This window comes from Allobosea sp. P5_A5, from assembly GCF_056400625.1.
Genome location: NZ_JBFUKY010000005.1, coordinates 67711 through 92821, shown reverse-complemented (window position 1 = coordinate 92821; position 25111 = coordinate 67711). Strand labels below are relative to the sequence as shown.

Genomic DNA, 25111 nt, shown 5'->3' with positions numbered 1-25111 from the left:
GGATGCATCTCGCGAACCTTGGGCGACCGGTCCCGCACCAGCTGCACAGGTCGAGCCGCGTCGGTTCAAGCCCTGCGGTGGCGAACCAGTCCTTGATCTGGCGAAACATCGCCGAGTGTGGCTGATTGCTGACGAATGGCGGCGGATACAGATCGGCCGGGGTGACGATAGGCGCCAAGCCCCAGAATGATCGACAGGAGAGTCGAAGTGAGTTTGATCGAGTCACGCGGCCACCAGATGTTCCCGGTGCTCGTTGCCGAGCAAATCGCGACGTTCAAACGCTTTGCCAGTGGGCCCGAGCGCCGGTTTCGACCCAACGAATTGATGTTCGACGTCGGCGACCATCATGCGCCGGTATGGCTGATCTTGGAGGGCACGATCGAAGTCGTCCGCCGTGATGGCCTCGGCCATGAGAAGCCCATCACGGTTCACGGCAGCGGGCAGTTCACCGGCGAGGTCAGCCAGCTTGCAGGGCGCGGTTCTCTGGCGGCGGGCAAGGCAGGGGCGGAGGGTTGTCTGGCGGTGCCGCTGGATGCGGCGCATCTGCGGGCGCTGATCATCGGCTCGGCCGACCTCGGCGAAATCGTCATGCGCGCTTTGATCCTGCGCCGCGTTGGCCTGATCGAAGGCGGTGCGGCCGGGTCCGTGCTGATCGGCCGAAGCGGCGAAAGCGAACTCGTGCGTCTGCAGGGCTTCCTGTCCCGCAACGGCTATCCTCATACGACGATCGATGCCGTGGGGGACGAGGAGGGGCGCGCCATCGTCGATCGGCTCGGGTTGCAGGCAGACGATCTGCCGCTGATGATATGCCCGATCGGCACGGTTTTGAAGCGTCCAAGCAATGCGGATGTCGGCGTCTGCCTGGGGATGACGCCAGATCTCGATCCGAGCAAAATCTACGACACCGCCATCGTGGGCTGCGGTCCGGCAGGTATGGCTGCGGCTGTTTATGCGGCTTCGGAAGGGTTGAGTGTTCTGGTGCTCGACCAGCGCGCCTTCGGCGGCCAGGCAGGAGCCTCGGCGCGGATTGAGAATTATCTGGGCTTTCCCACCGGCATCTCCGGGCAAGCATTGGCTGGACGTGCCTATAATCAGGCGCAGAAGTTCGGAGCTGAGATCGCCATTCCCCTGGCTGCGACCGAGCTTGACTGCCGCGATAGCGAAATCAAGCGCCTATCTCTCTCGAATGGCGTCATCGTCCAGGCGAGAACAGTGGTGATCGCTGCTGGTGCGCGCTACCGCCGACCGGACATCGCAAACCTCGACGCCTTCGAGGGAAACGGCATCTCCTACTGGGCCTCGCCTGTCGAAGCCCGCCTTTGTGAAGGTGAGGAGGTCGCGTTGGTCGGCGGAGGAAACTCCGCTGGGCAGGCCGTGGTGTTCCTGGCCCCAAAGGTGAAGCGGCTGCATCTGATCATACGCCGGAGCAGTCTCGAAGCGACGATGTCGCGTTATCTGATCGACCGCATCGCAGCGCTGCCGAATGTCGAGATCCACGCGGAGACGGAAGTACTGTCTCTGGAGGGAGACAGAACCCTGGGGCTCACGGGCGCCACTCTCGGCAACCGTGCAAAAGGAGCCATGTACTCTCGCGCTATGCGGCACTTGTTCCTGTTCATCGGTGCCGAACCGAACACCGATTGGCTGGCAGGCTGCGTGGCTGTCGACCATGCCGGCTTCGTGAAAACCGGAACGAGCCTTCTGAAGGAGACAGCCGCAACAGAAGACGTGCCCCGTACGCTCGAGACCGACCAGCCCAGCGTCTTTGCTATAGGCGACGTCAGATCGGGTTCGACCAAACGCGTGGCCGCCGGCGTCGGAGAAGGGGCAGCTGTTGTTTCTCAGATTCACGGTTACCTGAGCAGTTCCGTGTCCATGCGACAAGCCCAGCGACAGCCTTTGGTTTAGTCGCCCTACCTTCAGGATTTCAATGCCATCCTGGAGAGCCCTAAAATAGCAAGTCGGGTTTCCGGCCCTGGAGGTGAAATAGATGAGATGAAACGGAGGCCATTCAGCGCCAACGAGGGAGGTCCGGTTTTCGGCAATGTCCCGGCGATCGCTGATGGCGCGATCCGCCCGCTCCTGCGACAGGACCTTCGCTGAAGGTACCCGAGTAGGACGTTCTTTCGAGCGAAAAATGCGATAGCATCCATTCGGTATTACGGGGCGATTGGACCGAAGGTGAACAACCGTCAAATCGAGGTTTTCGCGGCCGTCATGAAGGCGGGCACGGTTTCGCGCGCCGCTGAAATTCTCGGGGTAACCCAGCCTGGCGTCAGTCGCCTTATCGCCGAGCTCGAAAGATCCCTCTAGACGGCGATGTCACCTTCCTGGCGCTTGCTCTCGCGGCGTGGCTGCGCCGTGTCCGTGGCACGGACGAAAAGGGTGCCCCGCTTCTGGTGACGCATCCTCTTGCAAATCTTTTGAGGGAGAAAGCGATCCAAGGAGGCGCTGATCCGCGACCGCTTCTGTCTATTGGTTTGTTGTTTGGCGAGCTTCGCGACGATCCGCGTCTCGTGCAGCCGGTCGAATACTGGCTGGCCAGCCTCTACCGAAGCGGGATCGAAGCAACGCTCGATGATGCCGAACGATGTTTTCGGTGAGCAACCGTCTTCCGTCTTTGGCCGAATGATTCATCTACGGCAAAAATGGGCGAGCCGAAAAATCAGGGAAGTTGCTGGGTCTCGAAAAATCCATCTAATGGGATTTGTGTTGTTTTCTCGAAATCGTCCATCGCCTCGACCAACCGCGAACGATAGTTGAGCAGCGCGAGCAATAGCTGCGCCGCATCACGAGAAAGCCCATACCGAGCCCAACTCTCGGACGTCCGGCGCTCCAGCCCGATATGATCTCCAAAGGCTTCGACGCTTGCAAATCCTAGCCCAGTAATGACTTCGCGCAATTCGTCGGCCGACATGCGGGGTTTAACGATGTGCGAATGCAGTCGTTCAAATACAAGCCTGACATCCGAGGGCTTGAAATGAATCGAATTGCGAGCAAATTGTTCTAGGTTATTGGCCATTTTTCTTGTTCCTCCATTTAAGCGCGGCGGATCTCGAACTGTCAGTCAATGTTTTTGCCTGTTCCAGCCAAGAGCGCATCTGCGGCGCTTTCATCAGTTATGAGAACCTTCGCGCCCGTGGCGCGCAAGGCCGCGAGAAGAGCGGGGGCCTTTTTGGCGCCGCCCCCTGCGATCGCCACCAATCCGATGCCCGAGAGTTCCAGCGGGTTGACTGCCATAATACGGTGATTGACGGGATGATCCACGACCTTTCCCTCGGCATCGATGAAATGGCAAAGCAAATCGCCGACCGCGCCCGCCATTTTTATCGACGTCAGGTCTGACTCTGGCAAGAGCCCTTCACGAAACAGGGTCGAGTCTCGCCCGACATTTCCGACGCTGAGCAAGGCTACATCCGCAGCTCTCGCCCGATCCAGTAGCTCACGCAATGTGGGTTCCTGCCACAGAGCAGCTCGCATCTCCGCGCTTGAGACGAACACCGGCGCCGTGAGCTGAAAGCAGTCCGCGCCAAACATATCGGCGACACGACGCGCCACCGCAGAAGGATTGATGCTCCGTGAATGGGTCAGTCCGCCGAGCAACGAGACGACGGACATCGCGTCGATCTGACGGGGCTGCATGCCGCGTAGCGCTAGAGATAGTGTCTGCCCCCATCCAACGGCCAAGGACATCTGGTCTTTCAGCATGCCGGATAGCCAAACCCCGGCTGCGTATCCGACGAGAGCCGGTATGCTCGCCGCGTCGCGCGCTGTCGGCACGACGATGACTTCCTCGAGGGCCAACGCCTTCGCGACACGTCTTTCCAGCCCTACCTGTGCCGCAGAGCGGGCATCGATGCGGATCCTGACAACGCCTTCCGCGCGCGCGGCGGCAAGCATCCGAATGACCTTGATCCGGCTTAGCCCCAGCGCATCAGCGACCTGCTCCTGTGTGAGCCCTTCGACATAGTAGAGCCACGCTGCTCGGACCTTGGCGTCTGCAGCGAGTTCGTGGCCGTTGGCCCATCGTTCGTCTGCGTCCACCGCCAATTGTCCTCGTTCGGGGCCAAAGCATCACCGGCCGACCATCGTCCGTCCTTTGGGACACGGCAATCATTTTGACGCCTTGACAGGACAAGTTCAATGATCTTTTGTGCTTCTAAATGAACATATGTTCTGATAAAAAATCATTCTTGGGTGGAGACAATTTGATGGCCTCCGAACTTTTGTCGCCGACAGGAATGCCGATGGCGTCCGGCATGACGTTGGCTGAGGCGCTCGATCATCGCCAAAAGCTCGGCAAGCCGGTCCGGGTCGGGCTCATTGGCGCTGGCCAGATGGGCACTGACATCGTCGTCCAGATCTCGCAGATGCAGGGTATCGAGATTACGGCGGTAGCCGACATCGCGCCTGACCGGGTCTCGCGCGCTGCGGCTCTCGCCGGGCGCGAGGTGACGATCGTATCCGACGAGATGGAACTGACTGCGGCGCAGCGGGTCGGGCGGATCGCGGTGACGAGCTCGCTCGATCTGGTTTGCCGGTCGCCGCTGGTCGACGTCATCATCGATGCGACGGGCAATCCGGAGGCGGGTTCGCGGGTGGCGCTGAGCGCTATCGCGGCGCGCAAACACATCGTGATGATGAATGTCGAGGCCGACATCACCATCGGCTCCTATCTCGCCGCCGAGGCGGCGAAGGCGGGCGTGGTCTATACGCTCGGCGCCGGCGACGAGCCTGCCGCCGCGATGGAGCTGATCAATTTCGTCCGCGCCATGGGGTATCCCGTCGTGGCCGCGGGCAAGGGCAAGAATAACCCGTTCCGCATCGATGCAGTGCCGGCCGACTATGTCGAGGAGGCCACGCGGCGGAACATGAACCCGCGCATGCTGGTCGAGTTCGTCGACGGCTCGAAGACAATGGTCGAGATGGTCGCCATCGCTAACGCTTGCGGCTTCGTGCCCGACGTGCCCGGCATGCACGGCCCCGCCGCGCCGCGTGCCGAGCTTCAGGATTATTTCTGCCCGAAGGAAGAGGGCGGCCTGCTCTCGACCAAGGGCGTGGTCGACTTCTCGGTAGCAAAGGGCGTCGCGCCAGGCGTCTTCGCCGTCGCCGAGATGCGTCATCCGCGCGTCCGCGAGCGGATGAGCGACCTGCATCTCGGCCCCGGCCCCTACTACTCTTTTTTCCGGCCCTATCACCTGACCAGCCTTGAAGTGCCGCTCTCGGCGGCAGCCGCCGTGCTCTTCGGCCTCAGCCACATGAAGCCGCTGCCGATCCCGACGGCCGAGGTCGGCTGTGTCGCCAAGCGCGATATCGCGGTCGGCGAGACGCTCGATGCCATCGGCGAATATGCCTATCGCGGTTTCGCCCTGTCGCGCATCGACGCGCTCGCCCGCCACGCTTTGCCGATCGGCCTTGCCCAGGGTGCGACCGTGACGAAGGCCGTCCGCAAGGGCGAACTCATTACGCTCGCCGACGCAGCCCCCGACGAACGCCTCAACATCGTCGCGGTGCGACGCGCGCAAGAGGCGATGATCGCAGCCCTTGGAGCTTCGGCATGATGGCAGAAGACACAGCCGCCCGCCCTAACCAGCGGCCGGAGTTGGCAGCGCTCGACGACGGAACGCTACGCGGCGCGCTGATGCGCATGCACCTGATCCGCAAGTTCGAGGAGGCGGCCGAAGCGAGTTACATGCGCGGCCTGATCCACGGCACGATGCACCTCTCGATCGGTCAGGAGGCGAGCGCAGTCGGCACGACGCTGCCTCTGGAAGCCCACGACTATATCCTCTCGACCCATCGCGGCCACGGCCACTGCATCGCGCGCGGAGCCGAGCCGAAGCTGATGTTCGCCGAGTTCTTCGGCAAGGAGACCGGCTACTGCAAGGGCCGCGGCGGCTCGATGCACATTGCCGATGTCGAGGGTGGCAATCTCGGTGCGAATGGCATCGTCGGCGGCGGCCTGCCAATTGCGGTCGGCGTCGGGATGAGCATCAAGGCGCAGAAGAACGGCCGCGTCTGCATGGTGTTCTTCGGCGATGGCGCCTCGAATGAAGGGGCTTTTCACGAGGCGCTCAACATGGCCTCGATTTGGAAGCTGCCGGTCGTCTTCGTCTGCGAGAACAACAAATACGGCATGTCGATGGACATCGCGCGGGCCATGGCGGTGGCTAATGTCGCCGATCGCGCCAGCGCCTACGCCATGCCTGGCCATTGCCTCGACGGCAACGACCTGGCCGGCGTCGCCGCCGTCGCGCGCGAAGCAATCGAGAAGGCCCGCTCTGGAGGCGGTCCCTCACTGATCGAGTGCAAGACCTATCGCCTGCGCGGCCATTCGAAAAGCGACCGCAACCTCTACCGCACCAAGGAGGAGATCGAGGATTGGCGCGGTCAGGATCCAATCCGCCGGCTGGAAGCCGAGCTGCAGTCGCATGACCGCTTTAACGCGGGAGAGCTGCTGGCGCTGGAAGAGGAGGCCCAGCGCGAGATCGACGCGGCGGTCGAATTCGCCCGCACCTGTCCGGACCCCGACCCGAAAGACCTGACCCGTGACGTCTATGCGCTCTGAATTGATCGAGCCACCCGTACAATTGCGCGAGCTGACCTATGCCGAGGCTGCGCGCGAAGCGCTGGCGCAGGCGATGGAAGCCGACGAGCGCGTTTTTCTTTTCGGCGAGGATGTCGGCGTCTATGGCGGCGCCTTCGGCGTCTCCGGGGACCTTGTGCATCGCTTCGGCAAGGACCGCGTCATCGATACGCCAATCAGCGAGCTCGGCATTGCGGGCGCGGCGGTCGGTGCGGCGATCACAGGCATGCGGCCGGTGCTCGAAATCCAGTTCTCAGATTTCGTCACGCTTGCCATGGAACAGCTCGTCAACCAGGCGGCCAAGATCCACTTCATGTTCGGTGGCAAGGCCAGCGTGCCGATGGTGGTGCGCCTGCCCGGGGGCTCCGGCACCGGCGCGGCGGCCCAGCACAGCCAGAGCCTCGAGGCTTGGTTCGCCCATGTGCCGGGGCTGAAGGTGCTCCAGCCGAGCACGCCGCACGATGCCAAAGGCATGCTGCTCGCTGCAATCGACGATCCCAACCCTGTGCTGATCTTCGAACACAAGCTGCTCTACAAGACCAAGGGGCATGTTCCCGAAGAGGCCTATCGCGTTCCGATCGGACAGGCCGCCATCCGTCGCGAGGGCACCGACATCACCATCGTCGGCTCTTCGATCATGGCGCTGAAGGCGCAGGCAGCCGCCGCGCGGCTGGCGGAAGAGGGCATCTCGGCGGAGGTGATCGACCTGCGATCGATCCGCCCGATCGACTTCACCACCATCGCCGAAAGCGTGCGTAAGACGCACAGGCTCATGGTCGTCTATGAGGGCGTCAAGACCATGGGTATCGGCGCCGAGATCTCGGCCATGATCGCCGAAAGCGAGGTCTTCGACTTTCTGGACGCGCCGATCATTCGGCTCGGCGGTGCGGATGCGCCCATTCCTTACAACCCGGTGCTGGAGAAGGCGGCCGTGCCGCAGGAGGACGACATCGTCGCCGCGGCGCAGAACCTCATCCGTCGCGGAGAGGCCTGATGCCTGTTGAGGTCATCCTCCCCAAGGTCGACATGGACATGGAATCGGGCACGATCGAAGCCTGGCATGTCAAGGAAGGCGACCATGTCCGTCAGGGCGATACGATCTTCGAGATCGGCACCAACAAGGCGGTGATGGAGGTTGAAGCCCCCGCGACCGGCGCGATCCGGCGCATCCGCACCGAAACTGGCGTCGCGATCACGGTTGGCACGCCGGTGGCCTGGATTTATCTCGAGGGCGAGGCGAGCGATACACCGGTTGCCGACTCCTCGCCCGCTCGAGAATCCGCGCCAGCGCCCAATTCGGCCGCCCCAGCCGACGCTTTGCCTGCCAGGTCCGTGTCTTCCACCGCACCCGCATCTGCCGGCCTGCGCGCCACGCCGCTCGCTCGCCGGATCGCGCGCCTCAATGGCCTCGACCTCATGACGATCAAGGGAAGCGGACCGCGCGGGCGGATCAGCGAGAGCGATGTCAGCTCGGCCCTCACCCTGAGGGACGCCGCGAAAAACGCCGCCGCGGATACGTCCGTCGTGAAGGTCCCCCTTCCGCGGGGCGAGATGGCAGCCCAGGGAACGCTGAAGCCTTTTTCGGCGATCCGCCGCATCGTTGCGAGCCGGCTCTCCGAAAGCATGCGCACGGCACCGCATTTCTATCTCACTTCGGAGATCGAGATGGGTGCGGCCCGCGACCTGCTGCGCCGGCTATCGACCAGGCATGAGCGCTTGTCCCTGCCCAAGCCGAGCTTGACCGTGCTGATCGCCCGGATCGTGGCCGGCGTGCTGCGGGACCATCCGCTGATCAACGCCTCCGCCGAGGGCGAGGCAACGCGCCTGCATGAGCGTATCGACATCGGCATCGCCATGGAGCGCGAAGGCGATCTCGTCGTGCCGGTGCTGCGGAATGCCGGCGGTATGGACATGCTGACGATGACAAGCGAGTTCGCCAGATTGCGCGAAGGGGTCGCAAAGCGCAGCCTGACGCCGGCCGAACTCGGTGGCGGCAGCTTCACCATATCCAATCTCGGCATGTACGGGGTCGACAGTTTCACCGCGATCATCAACCCGCCCCAGAGCGCGATTCTCGCTATCGGCCGCACTGTCGACAAGCCTGTCGGGCGCGACGGGCAGATCGTGCTGCGGCCGATGGCCAGCTTCACCCTGTCGTCGGACCACCGCATCGTCGACGGCGTCACCGCCGCACGGTTCATGGCAGACCTGCGCGAAGCCTTGGAATACCCGGAGGTCTTGTTGTGATTTGAGAGGCGGCAGCGCTTTCCAAAAGCGCGCCGCCTGCCGCTGCCGATAGACTACGCTGCCAGAACGAATTGACGAAGATCGTCCGACGCCACTCGGCGGAACGGACGGCAAGCCAACGGAGGAAACCGCTATGACCATGACCAGACGCAACCTCGTCTTTGCCGCCGCATTCGGGACGCTGTTTGCCGCCGCATTCGGGACGCTGTTTGCCGCCGGCCCCGTTCTCGCCCAGGCGCCCTCAGGCAAGCTGGTACTTTACACCTCGCAGCCCGAGAAGGACGCAGCTCAGACAACTGCCGCCTTCAAGAAGGCCTATCCCAATATCGACGTGGAGATTTTCCGGTCCGGAACCACCGAGGTCATGGGCAAGCTCGCGGCCGAAATCTCCGCCGGCCAGCCGCGCGCAGATGTGCTGCTGATCGCGGACGCTGCCAGCATGGAAGTCCTGAAGAAGGACAAACGCTTGCTCGCCTATCCCGGGGCCAAGGTCGAGGGGCTGCAGTCCGGCTCCTTCGATGTGGACAAGACCTATTTCGGCTCCAAGCTGATCACCACCGGGATCGCGGTCAATACAGGCGCCAAGACCCGTCCGACCTCTTGGAACGATCTCGGCAAGCCCGATCTCAAGGGCCAGATCTCGATGCCGAGCCCGCTCTATTCCGGTGCGGCAGCGATCATGCTTTCGACCATGACGGCCCGTCCGGATATTGGCTGGAAGCTTTTCGAAGAGCTCAAGGCCAACGATGCGGTCGCCGTGCGCGGCAATGGTGCAGTGCTACGTGCGGTCGCGACCGGCGAGAAGGCCTATGGCGTGCTGGTCGACTTCATGGCCTACAACGCCAAAGCGCAGGGGTCGCCGATCGACTTCATCTTCCCGACAGAAGGCGCGCCCGCCGTCACAGAGCCGGTCGCGATCTTGAATACCAACAAGAATGAAGTAGCTGCCAAGGCCTTCGTCGATTTCATCCTGTCAGATGACGGCCAAAAGCTCGCCCTCGCCATGGGATACATTCCAGCCAAGCCGAGCGTCGGCGCCCCCTCCTGGCTGCCGGCCGGCACCAAGATCAACGTGATGGCGTCGGATATCGCCGCCGTGGTCAAGGCGACGGAGGCCGACAAAAGCCGCTTTGCCACCATGTTCGGCAACTGAGCGCAGGTCTTAATGTCGTTCGCGGATGCCTCCACGGCGCGGACCCGGCTCGAGGAGACAGGCCTGCTCTGGGGCCTTGTCATCCTGGTCGCGCTCCTGTCGCTGCTGCCGATCGGGCGCCTGGTCGTTGAGGGCTTTGCCCCCGGCGGTCAGCTCTCGACCTCCTCGCTGGGAAAGGTCTTCGCCAGCCCTGCGACCTGGACGGCGACGGGCAACAGCCTTGTCGTCGCCGTGGCGGGCACGATCCTCGCGGTCTCGATCGGCGGCGTGGTCGCGCTTGTTACCTCGCTGACCGACATCCGCGCCCGCAACGCCTTCACCTTTTGCTTCGTCCTTCCCCTGATGATCGCGCCGCAAGTCACGGCGTTGGCGTGGCTGCAGCTTTTCGGCCCGTCGAGCACGCTTCTCAAGCTCATCGGCATGGCGCCGGGCCTTGGTAGCCGCAATCCCCTGTATTCGCGCGAAGGCATCATTCTGCTGCTCGGCCTGCAATATGCGCCGCTGGTGTTCCTGACCCTGCGGGCTGGGCTGCGGGCCCTGCCGAAGGAACTGATCGAGGCCGGTCTCTCCGCCGGTGCCAACCCGCTCACCGTCCTTCGCACCGTGGTGCTGCCGCTGATGACACCGCCGCTGGTGGCAGGCATCGCGCTTTGCTTCGTCTCCTGCCTCGGCAATTTCGGCATTCCCGCCTTCCTCGGCATCCCCGGCAATTTCGTCGTCTTGCCGACGCTGGTCTACCAGCGCCTTGCGGGGCTCGGGCCGGGCGTATTGTCGGAGGTTGCGGTCCTCTCGCTGCTGATCGGCGTGATCGCCATGGCTGGCATCCTCTTCCAGGATTTCGTGCTGCGCCGCCGCGACTTCCGGATCACAACGACCTCCAGTGCGATGCGCCGCTTCGAGCTCGGCAGCTGGCGCAAACTCGTCGAAACTGCGCTTTGGACATTTGCCATCCTCGTTCTGGCACTGCCGTTCCTTGGCCTCCTGACGACCTCCCTGATCCCGGCCTTCGGCGTGCCGCTGAATGCCAGGACCGCAACGCTCGGCAACTACGCCTATGTGCTGTTCGAGCATGCCGCCTCGAAGCGCGCCTTCCTCAACAGTTTCCTGATGTCGGCCACCGCCGCGATCGTCATCGTCGTGATCTGCGTGCCGCTCGCCTATTTCATCGTCTGGAAGAAATCCCGGCTCCTTCGGCTGCTCAATGTCGCCGCCGAACTGCCCTATGCCATGCCCGGTGTCGTGCTCGCCATCGCAGCCATCCTGCTCTTTCTGAAGCCGCTGCCGGTTCTCGGCTGGTCGTTCTACAACACAATCTGGATCATCTTGTTCGCCTATCTGGCGCGGTTCCTGGTGCTCGGCCTGCGGCCGATCGTCAGCGGTTATCTCCAGCTCGACCGCACGCTGGAGGAGGCTGCCCAGATCGCAGGTGCCGGGCTGCCGCGTCGGCTTGTGACCATCATCTTCCCCCTGGTGGCGCCAGCGGCAGTGGCAGGCGCCATGCTGATCTTCCTGACCGCTTTCAACGAACTCACCGTCTCGGCGCTGCTCTGGTCGTCGGGAGCTGAGACGCTCGGCGTCGTCGTCTTCTCCTTCGAACAGGGTGGCGATTCCACCTACGCCTCTGCGCTCGCCGCCATCACCGTGCTGGTCACCGTCGGGCTGATGCTGTCGACGCTGACATTCGCCCATAAACTGCCACAGGGAGTGCTGCCGTGGCGCGACTGACCATCGATCGAGCGCAAAAGCGCTTTGGCACTTACACGGCTCTCGACGAGGTTTCGCTGACGGTCGAGGATGGCGAATTCGTTGCCGTGCTCGGCGCGTCCGGCTGCGGCAAGACCACGCTGCTGCGCCAGATCGCCGGCTTCGACAAGCTCGACGGTGGTTCGATCACCATTGGCGACAGGCTGGTTTCGTCCGGGTCCCAGCATGTTCCGCCTGAGCATCGCAAGATCGGCGTCGTCTTCCAGTCCTATGCGCTCTGGCCGCATATGACCGTGGCCGAGAACGTCGCCTATGGGCTTACGGTCGCAGGCGTGCGCGATCCAGAGCGGGCGCAGCGCGTTACGGCCGCCCTCGAACTCGTCGGCCTGACCGGTTTCGCCGACAGGCGGCCGGGACTGCTCTCGGGCGGCCAGCGCCAGCGCGTGGCGCTGGCTCGCTGCCTCGTCACCGAGCCGTCGCTGGTGCTGCTTGACGAACCTCTCGCCAATCTCGACGTGCATCTTCGTGCCTCGATGGAGGAGGAGTTCTCCCGCTTTCACGAACGCACCGGCACGACGATGGTCTACATCACCCATGATCAGGCCGAGGCGATGGCCCTCGCTGATCGGATAGCGGTGATGGATCGCGGCAAGCTGCTCCAGCTCGCCACTCCCTCGATGCTCTATCGTGAACCCGCCAACGCCATCGTCGCCGGTTTCATCGGAGACGGCATGGTGCTGCCTGCACAGGTGTTGTCGGCGCCCGAGGCGGGGCGCTGCAAGGTGCAGGTGCTTGGCGTCGAGGCCGTGGTGCGCTGCCGCGCGGATCAGCCCACGACCGGAACCGCCAGCCTATGTCTGCGGGCACGCGATTTCAGCGTGGGCGAGACGAACGGCGACGGCCGAGGCATTCCCGCCCGCGTCGAACGACTGTCCTATCAAGGCGGTCATTTCCGCATGGAGGCCCGCCCGATCGCCAGCAATGACGTGGTCCTTCATCTCGATGCCGCAGAGCCCGCCCCCGCCGAGCCCGGAGACGTCATTAGCCTCAGCATCTCCGATGGCTGGGTGATCCCAGAGTTCGCCGCATGAAGGTTCGGATCCATGGCGGGGTAGGGGAGAAGGGCCGCACTTGCATCGGCGTCGAGCATGGTTCGACGCGCGTGCTGCTTGATGTCGGTGTCGACACCAGCGCCCAGCGCGGGGCGGGCTATTATCCCGCAACAACCTCCGAGATGCTCGCGGCCACGGATGCGATTATCGTGACGCATGCGCATGAGGACCATGTCGGAGCCCTCGGCTGGTGCATCGCCAACGGTTTTGCCGGGCGCATCTTGATGACGGCCGAAACGGCGGCGGAAGCGGGAGCGACGCTCGCAGCCTACGCGACGCCGGAAGAGGCCGCTCTGGCAGGTCGGGCTTCGATCGAACTCATCGAAGCCGGTCGCCCCTTCGCGATCGGATCGCTAACGGTCTTGACGGGCCGCAGCGGCCATGTCGTCGGCGGCGTCTGGTGTCATCTTTCCGCTGGCGGCCGTAGCGTCGGCTATTGCGGCGACGTGGTTCCGGCGAGCCCCGTCTTTGCCATGGACCCGTTGCCGCCCTGCAACCTCATCCTCGTTGACGCCTCCTACGGGGCAGACCGCATATCCGCCGCTGCGCGCGGTCTTGCCGTCACCGACTGGCTGCGTGCCCATTCAGGCGGAGCGGTGCTGCCTACGCCATTAAGCGGCCGCTCACTCGAACTGCTCGGGTTGATCGAGACGCCGATTGCGATCGAGCGGTCCATGCGCGAGCCACTGGCGCAGCAAATCGCGGCTGAGGGCTGGCTAGCCTGCGGCGTTGCCACGCGGCTGTCGCGACGCCTCGCTGAAGCTGAACTTTGGAGCGTCGGCATGGCGCTGCCGAAGGCCGCGTTGCTCTGCCACGACGGAATGGGCTTGTCGGGCCCCTCACGCGCGGCACTGAACCAGGCGCGGATCGAGCGGCATCCGGTTCTATTGACCGGGCATTTGCCAAGCGGCAGCCCCGGAGATGCGATGCTCGTGGCGGGCGAGGCCGAATGGCTGCGCTTTCCAACTCACCCAACCGTGCTGGAGAACGCAGCGATTGCCGCCGCCAGCGGTGCTTTGGTCGTGCTCGCCCATTCCTGCGATTCGGGGACGGCCGCAGCACTTGCCGCCAATATTCCGGGTCTGGACCCAACGCCGCGTCCCGGCCAGGTCATCGAGATCTAGAACAGGGTTTTATCATGCGTATCTTGATTGCAAACGACGACGGCATCGACGCTCCAGGCATCGCTCTGCTGAGGGCAGCCGCTAGGCGCCTCAGCTCAGATATCTGGGTCGTTGCACCTGAGCGCAAATGGACCGCGGCCAGCCATCATCTCTCATTCGATCGGGATCTCGTCCTGTCTCGCCGCGAGCCACAGGTCTACGCTTTATCGGGCACTCCTGCCGATTGCGTCGTCGGTGCAATGACCGTGCTCTTCAGCGACGGCGGTAAGCCCGACCTGATGCTGTCCGGCGTCAATGATGGCCGCAACACGGGTGAGGATGCGGCTTATTCGGGCACATTATCGATCGCGCGAGAGGCCTGCTTCTGGGGACTGCCAGCCATCGGGCTCTCCCGGAACAAGGGCGGTGACTCCGGCGAGCTCGAGGTTGCAGCATTGGCCGCCTTGATCGAGAGCCTTTGGAAGCGGCGGGATCAATGGATGCGCGATGGTGCTTGGCTGAGTGTGAACCTGCCAAAGCATCTCCCAGCCAATGTAGGCCTCGCACGCATTGGCCGCGACAAGATCGCAGGCGCTGCGGACATTATCTCCAGCGAAGAGGACCGTATCGTCTGGCGAATTCGGCGCGGTCGGAGCTACTCCACGCAGCCCGGCGACGAGAATGATCTGATCGACTCCGGGCGCATCGCCATCGTGCGGCACTGCTGGACCGACGGCGCTCCCCTCGATGGATCGCTTGCATCCGGAATGAACGATGACCTCACTCCGCCTGCATAGTCCGAATCCGTAGCTAGCGGTCCAAGCAGCAGCGTCACGTCCGTATTCCGGCTGCCCGCCCTTCTTCGTGGCGCCATTGTCAGCCAGCGATGCGCGGTACGGCTTGTCCCACTGCCGACAAGAATCGAACACGCGTTATTCCGTTAATCGGAACATCTAAAAAAATATGGACCGATTAACGGTGTATGATTGACAGCGTCGCGATCCCGACCTTCCATAGGGTCAACAGGAGTGATCGCATGGCTGTCGTCGAGCGGGTGAAGAGCGGAAGCAAGTTCGAGGAGCTGTACTGCTTCTCGCGGCTCGTGAAGGTCGAGAACTGGATTTACTCGTCGAACACGGCGGGGCGTAATTATCAGACCCGCGAAATGTCCGAGGATGTCGCGGCGCAGGCGACGCAGGCGCTTAACAATCTCGAAGGCGCGCTTCATGCCGTTGGCGCAAGCCTGCAGGACACGGTGCGCTTCACCGTCTGCGTGGGGCACCCCGACGATCTCGGCGCGGTTCTAGCCACGATCGCCGACCGTATCCGCGGGATCGACCCCGCCCACACCATCCATATCGGGCCGCTGCCGCATCCGGAGATGAAGGTCGAACTGGCGCTGGTCGCCTACAAGCGCGATCCCGCCACGCCCGACATCGTCACATCCGTCACGGTGTGAGAGCAATGGCCGACGTCGTTATCATCGGTTCGGGGATCAGCGGCGCTGCAACCGCCTACGAGCTCGCCAAGGAAGGGCTCGACGTCATCCTGGTTGATCGCTTCGGCCCGGCGGCCATGGCGTCGGGCTGGACGCTGGCGGGGGTGCGCCAGTCGGGGCGCCACCCCGCCGAGCTGCCGCTGGCGAAGGCCGCCGTCGAGATCTGGGACACGCTCGCCGAAGAACTCGGTGGCGAGACCCATTACCAGCGCGGCGGCAATCTGCGATTGGCCCGCACCGAGGCGGAAATCCCAGTCATCGCCGCCCTGGTCGAGCAACAGAACGCGGCAGGCCTCGACCTGACGTTCCTCTCCAGCAATGCCGAGATCAGGACTTTGGCACCGGCCTTGTCCGAACGCGTGCTGGCAGCCTCGCATTGTCCCACCGACGGCAGCGCAGACCCCGCCTCGACAGTCATGGCCTTCGTCGAGGCCGCCAAGCGGCTCGGCGCCACGACGCGGTTCGGAGAGCGCGTGCTGCGCATCGAGACCAGCGGTGGCCGCGCGACCGGCGTCCTGACCGACAAGGGCCGTATTCCGGCGGGCAGGGTGGTGATCGCGGCCGGGATTTTCGGAAACGAACTCTTGCAGCCCTTCGGCTACGAGGTGCCCTTGCAGGTGCCGATGGTCACCGTGCTGCGGTCGACGCCGCTCGATGCCACGCTCCGGCAGGTCATTGGCGTAGCCAATGCCGACTGCGCCGGACGCCAGGAATTCAACGGCCGCTTCCGCGTCACCAGCGGGCTGCAGGACTGGCATGGCGGTTTGAAGGAGACGGCGACGGAGGCAGGTCCACGCCCGAAGGTGCTCCCGACCGGCGACAGCATGGCCGAGGTCGTAAAGCTGTTCGGCGAAGTCGTTCCGGCGTTCGCAAGCGCGCAGATCGAGGAATTTTGGGCGGGCCTGATCGATCTGACGCCGGACGCGCTGCCGGTGCTCGACAATTCGCTCGAGACGGAAGGCGTCGTCGTGGCGATGGGCTTTTCCGGGCACGGCTTTTGCCTTGGCCCCATCACGGGGCGCATCCTCGCCGACCTGGTGCAAGGGCGGCCGTCGCGGATGCCAATCGAGCCCTTCGGAATCCGCCGCTTCTCCGCTCTTCGCAATGCAGCGGAGCCGGCGACACTGCACGGATAGGACACGCATCGCCCACGACGTTTCGCCTTCAACAAGAACAGGGGAATGGCATGGCTATCAGGATCAGGACATTCGGGGCGGCGGCTCTCATCGGCGTGTTTCTCGGGGCTGGTGCGCAGGCGCAGACGTTGCGCGTCGCCGTGCCGGGCAACGATATGGCGAGCCTCGACCCCTATCGCGCGACCGCGACGCTCGACGTCAATGTCGTCAACTGGATCTTCAACGGCCTCGTGCGCATCAAGCCCGGCCAGATCAGCCCCGAGATGATCGAGCCCGATCTCGCCGAAAGCTGGACCTCGACGCCCGACAAGAAGGAATGGACCTTCAAGCTGCGCGCCGATGTGCAGTGCCAGGGCGAATACGGTGCCTTGACCGCCGATGACGTGGTCTACTCGCTCAACCGCGCGGCGACCAAGGAGACCTCCAGTTTCTTTGCCGACTATCAGGCCTTCCAGTCGATCGAGGCGCCCGACGCGAAGACGGTCAAGATCACGCTGAAGGAGCCGGTGCCGAGCCTGCTCGGGTTGCTCGTGCCCTATCATGGTGGCAACATCGTCTGCCGCAAGGCGGTCGAGGCGCTGGGCGACGAGTTCGCCCGCAAACCGGTCGGCACCGGGCCGTTCCAGGTCGTCGAATACCAGCCGCAGCAATTCGTGCGCTTGCAGGCCAACGCGAAGTATTTCCGCGGCACGCCGCAGATCAAGGAAATCCTGTTCCGCTACATGGCTTCCGATTCCAGCCGCGACTTGGCTTTCCAGGCCGGGGAGATCGACCTCGTCAACGGCAAGTTCGAGGATAGCTGGATCAAGCGCATGAGCCAGTTGCCGGAGACGACGGTCGATGTGATAGGCCCCACCGAGATCCATTCGATCTACCTCAACACGTCCCAGAAGCCGCTCGACGACATCAGGGTGCGCCAAGCCATCGCCCATGCGGTCAGCCGCGATGCGCTGGTCAAGTTCCGCGGAACGATGCTGTCCAAGGCCGCCGATTCTGTCGTTCCAAACGGCTATCTCGGTCATGTCGCCTTGCCCCTGCCGCAGTACGATCCGGCGCAGGCGAAGAAGCTGCTGGCCGAGGCCGGCTATCCGAACGGGCTGACGATCAAGTCGATCCAGACGACCCTGCCCGCCATGCTGACGACGATGCAGGTGGTCCAGTCGCAGCTCAAGGCGTCCGGCATCAATCTCGAGCTGGCGCTGGTCGATCATCCGACCTTCCACGCCCAGATCCGGCAAGACCTGTCGCAGGTGGTCTACTACGGCGCGGCTCGCTTCCCCGTCGCCGATACCTTCCTGACCCAGTTCTTCGATTCCGCCAGCAGCATCGGCAAACCGACGGCCGTGACGAATTTCGCCCATTGCGATGTCGCCGATGCCGAGATCAAGGCAGCGCGCACCGAGCCCGACATCGAGAAGCAGAAGGCGCTCTGGGCCACCGCTCAGAAGAAAATCGTCGCCGCGGTCTGCGCGGTGCCGATGTACGAGATGGGCCAGCCCTGGGCGTGGAAGAACAAGCTGACATTCGCCTACAAGGTCGTGGGTTCGCTCGGCCTGTCGCCGCCTATCGACGAGACCACGCGCCTGGCCAACTGAGCCGATGGCAGGCTTCGTTCTCCGGCGCCTGGGCTTTGCACTCGTCACGCTCTTTGCCGTCCTGACGCTGGTGTTCTTCGTCGTCCGGATCTTGCCGGGCGATCCCGCCATGGTCATCCTCGGCGACCAAGCCTCGGCGGCGACGATAGCGGCGCTGCGCACCCGGCTTGGACTCGATCTGCCGATGACGACGCAATATGCCCGCTTCATCCTCGGCGCGATCGGGGGGGACTGGGGCGTCTCGATGGTGACGCGGCGTCCGGTCGTTCAGGAGGTGTTGAACGTCCTGCCCTATACGCTGGAACTGACCGGGCTCGCACTGGTCCTTGGCGTCGCGCTGGGCATGCCGGCCGGAGTCTGGGCGGCGGTGCACCGCAACCGCATTCCAGACTACGTCACGCGGATAGTTTCGCTTGTCGGGCTTTCGGCACCTGCCTTCGTCTCGGGAATCGTACTCCTCCTGATCTTTGCCATCGCGCTGAGCTGGTTTCCGGTGATCAGCGGCGGGCAGGCGACAACGCTCGCGGGGCGCTTGCGCGAGCTGGCGCTGCCGGCGATCAACCTCGCTTTGATCATGGCGGCCTATGTCACCCGCGTCACCCGTTCGGCGATGCTCGAGGTTCTGAGCCAGGACTATGTCCGCACGGCGCGCGCCAAGGGCGTGCCGGCGCGCGTCGTCGTCTGGCGCCACGCCTTGCGCAATTGCCTGATCCCCGTCGTCACCGTGGTCGGGCTCTATCTCGGCATCCTGATCGGCAATTCGGTGCTGACCGAGATCGTCTTCAACCGGCCGGGCCTCGGCAAGCTGATCGTCGGCGCGCTGGCGCAGCGCGACTATACGATGCTGCAGGGCATGATGGTGATCTACACGCTGATCGTCGTGCTGGTGAACCTCGCCACCGACCTCGTCTACGGCCTCGTCGATCCGCGGGTGACGTTCAAATGAGCGACGAGACGCAAGCGGCCCCGCCGCGCCGTCCCTCCGAATTGGCCTCGCTGCTAAGGCTCTGCGGCCAGACGCTGAAGCGCGCCTTCGCCGGAAACATCACCACCTGGGTCGGCACCGCCATCTTCGGCGCGATCGTGATCCTGGCGGTGCTCGCCCCCCTGATCGTCCCCTTCGACCCGATCGAACAGGACATGGCCTCCCGGCTCCAATCTCCCGATGCTGTTCACTGGCTCGGTACGGATTATTACGGCCGCGACACTCTGGCCCGCCTGCTGGTCGGCGCCCGCTATTCACTGATCATCGGCCTGACCTCGATCGTGGTGGCGGTCGTCATCGGCACGCTGATCGGCCTGCTCGCCGGTTATTTCGGCGGACGGCTCGACATCGTCGTGATGCAGGCGATGGATGTCGTGCTTGCTTTTCCGGCACTGATCCTCGGGCTGATCCTGGTCGCGATGCTGGGCGCGACGGTGACCAACATCGTCATCGCCATCGCCTTCACGGCGATTCCACCCTTCGCGCGGATCGCGCGGGCTCCGGTGATTGCGCTGCGCGAGCGCGAATTCGTCCAGGCAGAGCGCGCGCTCGGCTTCTCCGACATGCGCATCATGTTCCGCCATGTCCTGCCGAACATCCTGCCCGACATTCTGGTGATGGCGTCGCTGTGGATGGCGACAGCCGTTCGAACGGAGGCCTCGCTCGCCTTCATCGGCCTGGGCATCGCGCCGCCGACGCCGACCTGGGGCGGCATGGTGCGCGAGGGTTTCGAGAACATCCTCGACAGCTATGCGCTGGCGCTCGTGCCGAGCCTGGCCGTGCTGGTGCTGGTCCTTTCGCTCAACCTGATCGGCGACGGTCTGCGCGATGCGATCGATCCCAAGCTGAAGGTGGAAGCGTGACCGATCAGCGCTCTCCAGTCCTGAGCGTCGAAGGGCTGCGGATCGGCTTCGGCCGGTTCGAGGCCGTGAAGGGCGTCTCCTTCGACGTGGCGGCCGGCGAGACCGTCGCGCTCGTCGGCGAATCCGGCTCCGGCAAGAGCGTCACCGCGCTTTCGATCATGCGGCTTTTGCCCGAGACCGCGACGATCGCCGGCAAGATCTCGCTGTCTGGCACCGACATGCTGGGGTTGCGCGGCGACGCCCTTCGCAGCGCTCGCGGGCGGCTCGCCGGCATGATCTTCCAGGAGCCGATGACGAGCCTGAATCCTGTCTTGAGGACCGGTTTCCAGGTCGCCGAGGCGCTGCGCTACCATGGCGTTGTCTCGCAGAAGGCGGCCGAGGCCGAGGCGCTGCGGCTGTTCGACAAGGTCCGCATCCCAGACGCCAAACGCCGCTTCACCGACTTTCCCCATACGCTCAGCGGCGGTATGCGGCAGCGCGTGATGATCGCGATGGCGCTGGCTTGCAAGCCCAGGCTGCTGATCGCCGACGAGCCGACCACCGCGCTCGACGTGACGATCCAGGCGCAGATCCTGCAACTCCTCACCGAACTCCAGCGTGAGAGCGGCACCGCGATCCTGTTTATTACCCACGACATGGGCGTCGTCGCCGAGACTGCCGACCGCGTCGTCGTGATGCGCCATGGCGAACTGGTCGAATCCGGCACGACGCGCAACCTGTTCGAGGCGCCCCGCCACGACTGCACCAAGGCGCTTCTGGCCGCCGTGCCGCGTCTTGGCGACATGGCCGGCAGCACGGCACCACGCCGCTTCACGCAAGCCTTGGGCAGCACGCCTGCCCGGCCCGAGACCCTGTCGTCAGGGGAAAAACCGCCGGCAGGGCAGCCGCTCCTGCGAGTGGACAATCTCGTTACCCGTTTCCCGATCACCTCGGGGTTCTTCGGCCGCCGGACCGGTGCCGTGCATGCCGTGGAGGACGTCTCGTTCACCGTAAAAGCCGGCGAAACCCTGGCGCTCGTCGGCGAATCCGGCTGTGGAAAGTCGACGACCGGCAAGAGCCTGCTGCGGCTGGTCGAGCCGCAATCGGGCAGCATCGTGCTGGACGGCATCGACGTGCTCACCGGAGATCCGGCCGCGCTACGCCTGGCGCGGCGGCGCATGCAGATGATCTTCCAGGATCCCTACGGCTCGCTCGATCCGCGCCAGACCATCGGCTCGGCCATCGCCGAACCGATCAGGGTCCATGGCATCGCGCAGGGTTCGGAAGTCGACGACCGCGTCGCGGCGCTGCTGAAGCGTGTCGGCCTCGAACCGTCGCGGATGGCGCGCTTCCCGCACGAATTCTCCGGCGGCCAGCGCCAGCGCATCGCGATCGCCCGCGCGCTGGCGCTCGATCCCAAACTCGTCATCGCCGACGAGGCAGTCTCGGCGCTGGACGTCTCGATCAAGGCCCAGGTCGTCGATCTGATGATCGACCTGCAGGAGAATTACGGGCTGGCCTATCTCTTCATCAGCCACGACATGGCCGTCGTCGAGCGTGTGAGCCATCGAATCGCGGTGATGTATCTCGGGCAGATCGTCGAGATGGGCCCGCGCGCGGCGGTGATCGAGAACCCGCAACACCCCTATACGCGCCGGCTGCTCGCGGCCGTCCCAGTGGCGAACCCCGATGCGCGCGGCCGGTTCGAGGGCGTTAGCGCGACAGAAGAACTGAAAAGCCCCATCCGCCCGCTGGGCTACGAACCGCCGCCGCCGCGATATCGCCAGGCGGCGGAGGGGCATCTGGTGGCTGAGGACGCTTGAATCTGACCGCGCTCAGGATTGGGGTTTGAGTCATTTGCAATCGTTAGCCGTCATTGCAGCGAAGCAATCCAGAATGGCTGTGCGAGACGTCTGGGATTGCTTCTATGCGTTCGCAATGACGGCAATAGGTTCAAAAGCCGCTTCCGATCAGGGTGCTTCCCAGCGTCCGCTTGTTTCCGAGCGGAACAGTGCGTCGATAATGCGCATGTTCAGGATCGCGTCTGCGATCGGGTGGTCGAACGGCTTGTCCAGCCGGATCGCCTCCGAGAAGGCATCGGCTTGCGCCGTATAGGGATCGCAAGGGTCGAAGCTCTCGCGGACGGCGCCGCCGGCATAGAGATCGCGTGCGTCGTCGATGACCAGCTCGGTGGGCTTCGCGGGATCGGGATTGAACGGCACGCTCACGCTCAGCCGGCCTTTCGTGCCGAGAATCTCGACATGCTGCCGCGCCGCGAGCTGGGTCGCGGAGGAGAACACGAGCTGCCGCCCGCCGGGGAACTCCATCAGCCCGCTGACAAGCCGGTCGATCTTCATCACCGGATCGCGCTCGACCGTAGCGATGACGCGCAGAGGCTCGGCGCCGAACAGGTAGCGCGCGCTCGCGATCGCATAACAGCCGATGTCGTACAGCCCGCCGCCGCCGATCTCCGCCTGGTTGCGGATATTGCCGKGGTCGGCATTGCTGTAGGCGAAGACCGTGCGGATCAAACGCGCCTCGCCGATCGCGCCATCGGTGACCAGCGCACGCGTCCGAAGCCATTGCGGATGATGGCGCACCATGAAGGCCTCGGCCACGCGCCTGCCGGTGCGCTTCTCGGCTTCGACGAGCAGCCCGGCCTCCTGCGCAGTGAGCGCGACGGGCTTTTCGCACAGGACATGCTTGCCCGCCTCCATCGCTTTGATGCTCCAGGGCACATGCAGATGGTTGGGAAGCGGGTTATAGACCGCTTCTACCGAGGGATCGGCGAGCAGCGCCTCATAGCTGTCGTAAGCCGCAGGGATGCCGAGTCGGGCCGCGGCTTCCCGTCCCCGTTCGCCATCGCGTGAAGAGAGCGCGACCACACTCGTGGCGCGCCCTTTCTGCATCGCAGGGATGACCTTGTCCGTGCCGATTTTGGCCGTGCTGAGAATGCCCCAACGCACAGGTTCCATCTGCCGTTCCTCGCTGTTCTGGTGTGTTGTAGCGAACGTTTCAGCCGTGCAGCTCTACCGCCTGCCTGGCGGACACACTATTGAACCGGCCGAGTCGGAAGGGCTCGATTGGCAGCGGCGAAGGTTGGCCGAGTGCCAACGCGCTGAGGATCTGGCCCGTGACCGGCCCGAGGCAGAAGCCGTGACCGGAGAAGCCCATGGCCGCGACCAGGCCGCGCGGCGATTCAAAAGCCTCGATCGCGGGGATCGCATCCGGCGTCTGGTCGATCAGGCCGCACCATGCCCTGTCGATCCTGAGACCGGCGAAGGCCGGCAGCAGCGCCGTGAAGCGTGCCAATAGGTCGCAGATGCTGGCCGCACCCGGCCGGACCGAGGGCAGCGGATCCTCGCTCATCGTGCCGTCCCAGACCTCGTGGCCGCCGCCGAAGCGGATCTCTCCATGAGCCTCCTGCCGCACCGTGGTGTCGCCGTTGGCGACGCCGACGACCGGAACCAGTTGCTGCGGGATCGCGACGGAACGGATCATGGTGGCGCTCATCGTCTCGAAAGGCACATGAATCCCCAGGGGATCGAGCAAGTCATTGCCGAAGACGCCGGCCGCGACAACGACAGCATCCGCCGCGACGCGGCCCTTGTCGGTAACGACCCCCGTCACGGCTCCGTTTTTGACGCTGATCGACAGCACGCGCTCGCCGAAGCGCGTCGTCACTCCCAGGCGCTGGGCCGCGGTCAGATAGGACTCCACGGTCGCGATCGGGTCGGCATGGCCGTCCGTCGCGCAGAACGAGGCGCAGACCACCTCTTCGGAGACGAGCGGCGCGATGAGACGGATGTCTGCGCCTTCGACCAGCGAAATGTCGAAACCATCGGCCCGCTGCGCCTCGACGAGCGCCCTGATCTTCGCAGCCTCTGCCGCGTCGCGGGCGCAGCGCAGATTGCCGCCACGGCGATAATGCGTGGCGCCATCGAGCCGTGCGTCGAGATCGGTCCAGCGGGCCACGGCAGCCTTCGCCAGGGGCCACTCGGCCGGGTGGCGCCCCGATTGTCGCACGCCGGCAAGAGTCCAGCCCGAGGCCATGGCGGCCGGGGCATAGCGGTCGATCAGGACGACCTTCGCCCCCGCGACGGCCAGTTCATAGGCGGTGGCCGTTCCGCTGATGCCAGCACCGATCACAACCACGTCCGCCATGCGGCAATTCCTTCGCTGAGCGGCCCGAAACCCTGATGCAGACTGGCGGCTCGGTCAGGAAGCGTCAACACGATTCCAAATAACGTAATTGAAATGCCTTATCATGCCGGTTATCGGAATTTTTTGGAGAAGGGGAGAGCGGCATGGTCAGTGAAAGCTCGACAAATGTCGAACGGGCGGCCGAGATCTTGGTTCATCTCGGCCGTGCCGGCGTGCCGGGCCTGTCGCTCCAGCAGCTCTCGGAAACGCTGGGCGATGCCAAATCCGCGACGCGGCGCTCTCTTGTGGCCCTGTCGGTCCGCGGCTTCGTCGAAGCCACCGGAAAACGCGGCCAGTACCGGCTCGGCCCGGCGATCTATGGGCTCGCCAACCGCTCGAGTTCGACCAGCGAACTGGCGAGGCGGTTCCGCCCGGCCGTGATGGAGGTTGCGGCGAAGACGGGACAATCGAGCTTCCTGCTGACGCGGGCTGGGTTCGACGCGATCTGCATCGACATGCATGAGGGCACATCCTTCGTGCAGACGTTGACCGGTGGTATCGGCGGGCGCGTCCCGCTAGGCATCGGGCCGGGCAGCCTGGCGATCATGCTGGGGCTCGATGTCGTCACGCGAGACGCCGTGATCGCGCAGAATGCACCCCGCTACGGCCAATACAATGGCGCCGATGCCGCCAGAGTGCGCGACAAGCTTGCGCGCGCGATTGCTCAGGGATGCAGCTACGACATTGGCGAAACCTATTCCGATGCGGGCGGCGTCGCCGTGCCGATTCCGGTGAGCCCCAACGATGCTACTGCCTCGATCTCGATCGCGCTGCCGGCCGCTAGCCTCGATCCCGACCGCGCGGTGACCATCGCCGGGCTGATCCGGAGCGAGATTGCACGCTGTATCTGAGATCGCCGCCCCCGCGAGGTGGCTCTTCACGTCGCCGCGGAACCAGGTGGCGCAGGAATTCCAGCGGTCGTTCCGATCGCGGGTTTGCCATCAAGG

23 protein-coding genes are annotated in these 25111 nt (G+C 64.3%); 19 read left to right on the top strand and 4 right to left on the bottom strand.

Translation table 11 applies throughout. The annotated features are described in order from the left end of the window. The first annotated feature begins 207 nt into the window (after positions 1-207). From AC1DR6_RS12045 to AC1DR6_RS12035, 3 genes are all read left to right on the top strand, one after another. Complete coding sequence (locus tag AC1DR6_RS12045) at positions 208-1908, top strand: FAD-dependent oxidoreductase (protein ID WP_476829470.1); 1701 nt, start codon at positions 208-210, stop codon at positions 1906-1908. Between the two features lie 273 nt (positions 1909-2181). After that, positions 2182-2313 (top strand): LysR family transcriptional regulator, encoded by a 132-nt coding sequence (locus AC1DR6_RS12040; RefSeq protein WP_476829469.1) that lies wholly within the window; start codon positions 2182-2184, stop codon positions 2311-2313. Beyond that, complete coding sequence (locus AC1DR6_RS12035; RefSeq protein WP_476829696.1) at positions 2304-2603, top strand: mannitol dehydrogenase family protein; 300 nt, start codon at positions 2304-2306, stop codon at positions 2601-2603. The genes AC1DR6_RS12040 and AC1DR6_RS12035 overlap by 10 nt, the downstream gene beginning before the upstream one ends. 62 nt (positions 2604-2665) lie before the next feature. Here AC1DR6_RS12035 and AC1DR6_RS12030 read toward each other — a convergent pair whose 3' ends face one another. Together AC1DR6_RS12030 and AC1DR6_RS12025 are read right to left on the bottom strand one after the other, a co-directional pair. Then, positions 2666-3022 carry a hypothetical protein gene (locus AC1DR6_RS12030; RefSeq protein ID WP_476829468.1) on the bottom strand — a complete coding sequence of 119 codons (357 nt, stop codon included), beginning with the start codon at positions 3020-3022 and terminating at the stop codon, positions 2666-2668. Between the two features lie 41 nt (positions 3023-3063). After that, on the bottom strand, positions 3064-4044 hold the full coding sequence (locus AC1DR6_RS12025; RefSeq protein ID WP_476829467.1) for a sugar-binding transcriptional regulator: 981 nt from the start codon (positions 4042-4044) through the stop codon (positions 3064-3066). A gap of 167 nt (positions 4045-4211) precedes the next feature. Between AC1DR6_RS12025 and AC1DR6_RS12020 the strand changes: the two genes are divergently transcribed. The 15 genes from AC1DR6_RS12020 (at position 4212) to AC1DR6_RS11950 (ending at position 21784) form a co-directional block, all read left to right on the top strand. Next, a complete protein-coding gene (locus AC1DR6_RS12020; protein ID WP_476829466.1) occupies positions 4212-5561 on the top strand; it encodes an NAD(P)H-dependent oxidoreductase in 1350 nt (449 codons plus the stop codon). Next, positions 5558-6568 (top strand): thiamine pyrophosphate-dependent dehydrogenase E1 component subunit alpha, encoded by a 1011-nt coding sequence (locus tag AC1DR6_RS12015; RefSeq protein WP_476829465.1) that lies wholly within the window; start codon positions 5558-5560, stop codon positions 6566-6568. Before AC1DR6_RS12020 ends, AC1DR6_RS12015 begins: the two co-directional genes overlap by 4 nt. Next, positions 6558-7580, top strand: coding sequence for an alpha-ketoacid dehydrogenase subunit beta (locus tag AC1DR6_RS12010; protein ID WP_476829464.1), 1023 nt, complete (start codon positions 6558-6560; stop codon positions 7578-7580). Before AC1DR6_RS12015 ends, AC1DR6_RS12010 begins: the two co-directional genes overlap by 11 nt. Next, positions 7580-8833, top strand: coding sequence for a dihydrolipoamide acetyltransferase family protein (locus AC1DR6_RS12005; RefSeq protein WP_476829463.1), 1254 nt, complete (start codon positions 7580-7582; stop codon positions 8831-8833). The genes AC1DR6_RS12010 and AC1DR6_RS12005 overlap by 1 nt, the downstream gene beginning before the upstream one ends. 139 nt (positions 8834-8972) lie before the next feature. After that, the gene (locus tag AC1DR6_RS12000; RefSeq protein ID WP_476829695.1) at positions 8973-9986 is read left to right on the top strand and encodes an ABC transporter substrate-binding protein; all 1014 of its coding nucleotides are present in this window, start codon (positions 8973-8975) and stop codon (positions 9984-9986) included. Between the two features lie 12 nt (positions 9987-9998). Further along, a complete protein-coding gene (locus AC1DR6_RS11995) occupies positions 9999-11711 on the top strand; it encodes an ABC transporter permease (protein WP_476829462.1) in 1713 nt (570 codons plus the stop codon). Next, a complete protein-coding gene (locus AC1DR6_RS11990) occupies positions 11699-12781 on the top strand; it encodes an ABC transporter ATP-binding protein (RefSeq protein WP_476829461.1) in 1083 nt (360 codons plus the stop codon). The genes AC1DR6_RS11995 and AC1DR6_RS11990 overlap by 13 nt, the downstream gene beginning before the upstream one ends. Continuing rightward, on the top strand, positions 12778-13926 hold the full coding sequence (locus AC1DR6_RS11985) for an MBL fold metallo-hydrolase (RefSeq protein WP_476829460.1): 1149 nt from the start codon (positions 12778-12780) through the stop codon (positions 13924-13926). The genes AC1DR6_RS11990 and AC1DR6_RS11985 overlap by 4 nt, the downstream gene beginning before the upstream one ends. Before the next feature lie 14 nt (positions 13927-13940). Then, on the top strand, positions 13941-14702 hold the full coding sequence (locus AC1DR6_RS11980; protein WP_476829459.1) for a 5'/3'-nucleotidase SurE: 762 nt from the start codon (positions 13941-13943) through the stop codon (positions 14700-14702). A 239-nt stretch (positions 14703-14941) separates the two neighbouring features. After that, a complete protein-coding gene (locus AC1DR6_RS11975) occupies positions 14942-15364 on the top strand; it encodes a Rid family hydrolase (RefSeq protein WP_476829458.1) in 423 nt (140 codons plus the stop codon). Between the two features lie 5 nt (positions 15365-15369). Continuing rightward, positions 15370-16539, top strand: coding sequence for an NAD(P)/FAD-dependent oxidoreductase (locus AC1DR6_RS11970; protein WP_476829457.1), 1170 nt, complete (start codon positions 15370-15372; stop codon positions 16537-16539). Positions 16540-16589: 50 nt separating this feature from the next. After that, the gene (locus tag AC1DR6_RS11965) at positions 16590-18134 is read left to right on the top strand and encodes an ABC transporter substrate-binding protein (RefSeq protein WP_476829456.1); all 1545 of its coding nucleotides are present in this window, start codon (positions 16590-16592) and stop codon (positions 18132-18134) included. A 4-nt stretch (positions 18135-18138) separates the two neighbouring features. Continuing rightward, positions 18139-19080 (top strand): ABC transporter permease, encoded by a 942-nt coding sequence (locus AC1DR6_RS11960; RefSeq protein WP_476829455.1) that lies wholly within the window; start codon positions 18139-18141, stop codon positions 19078-19080. Further along, positions 19077-19982, top strand: coding sequence for an ABC transporter permease (locus AC1DR6_RS11955; RefSeq protein WP_476829454.1), 906 nt, complete (start codon positions 19077-19079; stop codon positions 19980-19982). Before AC1DR6_RS11960 ends, AC1DR6_RS11955 begins: the two co-directional genes overlap by 4 nt. Next, positions 19979-21784 (top strand): ABC transporter ATP-binding protein, encoded by a 1806-nt coding sequence (locus AC1DR6_RS11950; RefSeq protein ID WP_476829453.1) that lies wholly within the window; start codon positions 19979-19981, stop codon positions 21782-21784. The genes AC1DR6_RS11955 and AC1DR6_RS11950 overlap by 4 nt, the downstream gene beginning before the upstream one ends. Before the next feature lie 147 nt (positions 21785-21931). On the opposite strand, the gene AC1DR6_RS11945 is transcribed toward AC1DR6_RS11950, so the two are convergent. Next, positions 21932-22936 (bottom strand): Gfo/Idh/MocA family protein, encoded by a 1005-nt coding sequence (locus tag AC1DR6_RS11945; protein ID WP_476829452.1) that lies wholly within the window; start codon positions 22934-22936, stop codon positions 21932-21934. Between the two features lie 40 nt (positions 22937-22976). Continuing rightward, positions 22977-24125, bottom strand: a complete 1149-nt coding sequence (locus AC1DR6_RS11940; protein WP_476829451.1) for an NAD(P)/FAD-dependent oxidoreductase — start codon at positions 24123-24125, stop codon at positions 22977-22979. 143 nt (positions 24126-24268) lie between these two features. Here AC1DR6_RS11940 and AC1DR6_RS11935 point away from each other — a divergent pair, with 143 nt between their 5' ends. Continuing rightward, positions 24269-25015, top strand: coding sequence for an IclR family transcriptional regulator (locus AC1DR6_RS11935; RefSeq protein WP_476829450.1), 747 nt, complete (start codon positions 24269-24271; stop codon positions 25013-25015). Positions 25016-25111 lie beyond the last annotated feature (96 nt).

What these genes read in the sequence shown, in the direction of transcription:
- AC1DR6_RS12030 (WP_476829468.1), bottom strand. Translation starts at nt 3,022, where the DNA reads ATGGCCAATAACCTAGAACAATTTGCTCGCAATTCGATTCATTTCAAG.
- AC1DR6_RS12020 (WP_476829466.1), top strand. Translation starts at nt 4,212, where the DNA reads ATGGCCTCCGAACTTTTGTCGCCGACAGGAATGCCGATGGCGTCCGGC.
- AC1DR6_RS12015 (WP_476829465.1), top strand. Translation starts at nt 5,558, where the DNA reads ATGATGGCAGAAGACACAGCCGCCCGCCCTAACCAGCGGCCGGAGTTG.
- AC1DR6_RS12010 (WP_476829464.1), top strand. Translation starts at nt 6,558, where the DNA reads ATGCGCTCTGAATTGATCGAGCCACCCGTACAATTGCGCGAGCTGACC.
- AC1DR6_RS12005 (WP_476829463.1), top strand. Translation starts at nt 7,580, where the DNA reads ATGCCTGTTGAGGTCATCCTCCCCAAGGTCGACATGGACATGGAATCG.
- AC1DR6_RS12000 (WP_476829695.1), top strand. Translation starts at nt 8,973, where the DNA reads ATGACCAGACGCAACCTCGTCTTTGCCGCCGCATTCGGGACGCTGTTT.
- AC1DR6_RS11995 (WP_476829462.1), top strand. Translation starts at nt 9,999, where the DNA reads ATGTCGTTCGCGGATGCCTCCACGGCGCGGACCCGGCTCGAGGAGACA.
- AC1DR6_RS11985 (WP_476829460.1), top strand. Translation starts at nt 12,778, where the DNA reads ATGAAGGTTCGGATCCATGGCGGGGTAGGGGAGAAGGGCCGCACTTGC.
- AC1DR6_RS11980 (WP_476829459.1), top strand. Translation starts at nt 13,941, where the DNA reads ATGCGTATCTTGATTGCAAACGACGACGGCATCGACGCTCCAGGCATC.
- AC1DR6_RS11975 (WP_476829458.1), top strand. Translation starts at nt 14,942, where the DNA reads ATGGCTGTCGTCGAGCGGGTGAAGAGCGGAAGCAAGTTCGAGGAGCTG.
- AC1DR6_RS11970 (WP_476829457.1), top strand. Translation starts at nt 15,370, where the DNA reads ATGGCCGACGTCGTTATCATCGGTTCGGGGATCAGCGGCGCTGCAACC.
- AC1DR6_RS11965 (WP_476829456.1), top strand. Translation starts at nt 16,590, where the DNA reads ATGGCTATCAGGATCAGGACATTCGGGGCGGCGGCTCTCATCGGCGTG.
- AC1DR6_RS11960 (WP_476829455.1), top strand. Translation starts at nt 18,139, where the DNA reads ATGGCAGGCTTCGTTCTCCGGCGCCTGGGCTTTGCACTCGTCACGCTC.
- AC1DR6_RS11955 (WP_476829454.1), top strand. Translation starts at nt 19,077, where the DNA reads ATGAGCGACGAGACGCAAGCGGCCCCGCCGCGCCGTCCCTCCGAATTG.
- AC1DR6_RS11940 (WP_476829451.1), bottom strand. Translation starts at nt 24,125, where the DNA reads ATGGCGGACGTGGTTGTGATCGGTGCTGGCATCAGCGGAACGGCCACC.
- AC1DR6_RS11935 (WP_476829450.1), top strand. Translation starts at nt 24,269, where the DNA reads ATGGTCAGTGAAAGCTCGACAAATGTCGAACGGGCGGCCGAGATCTTG.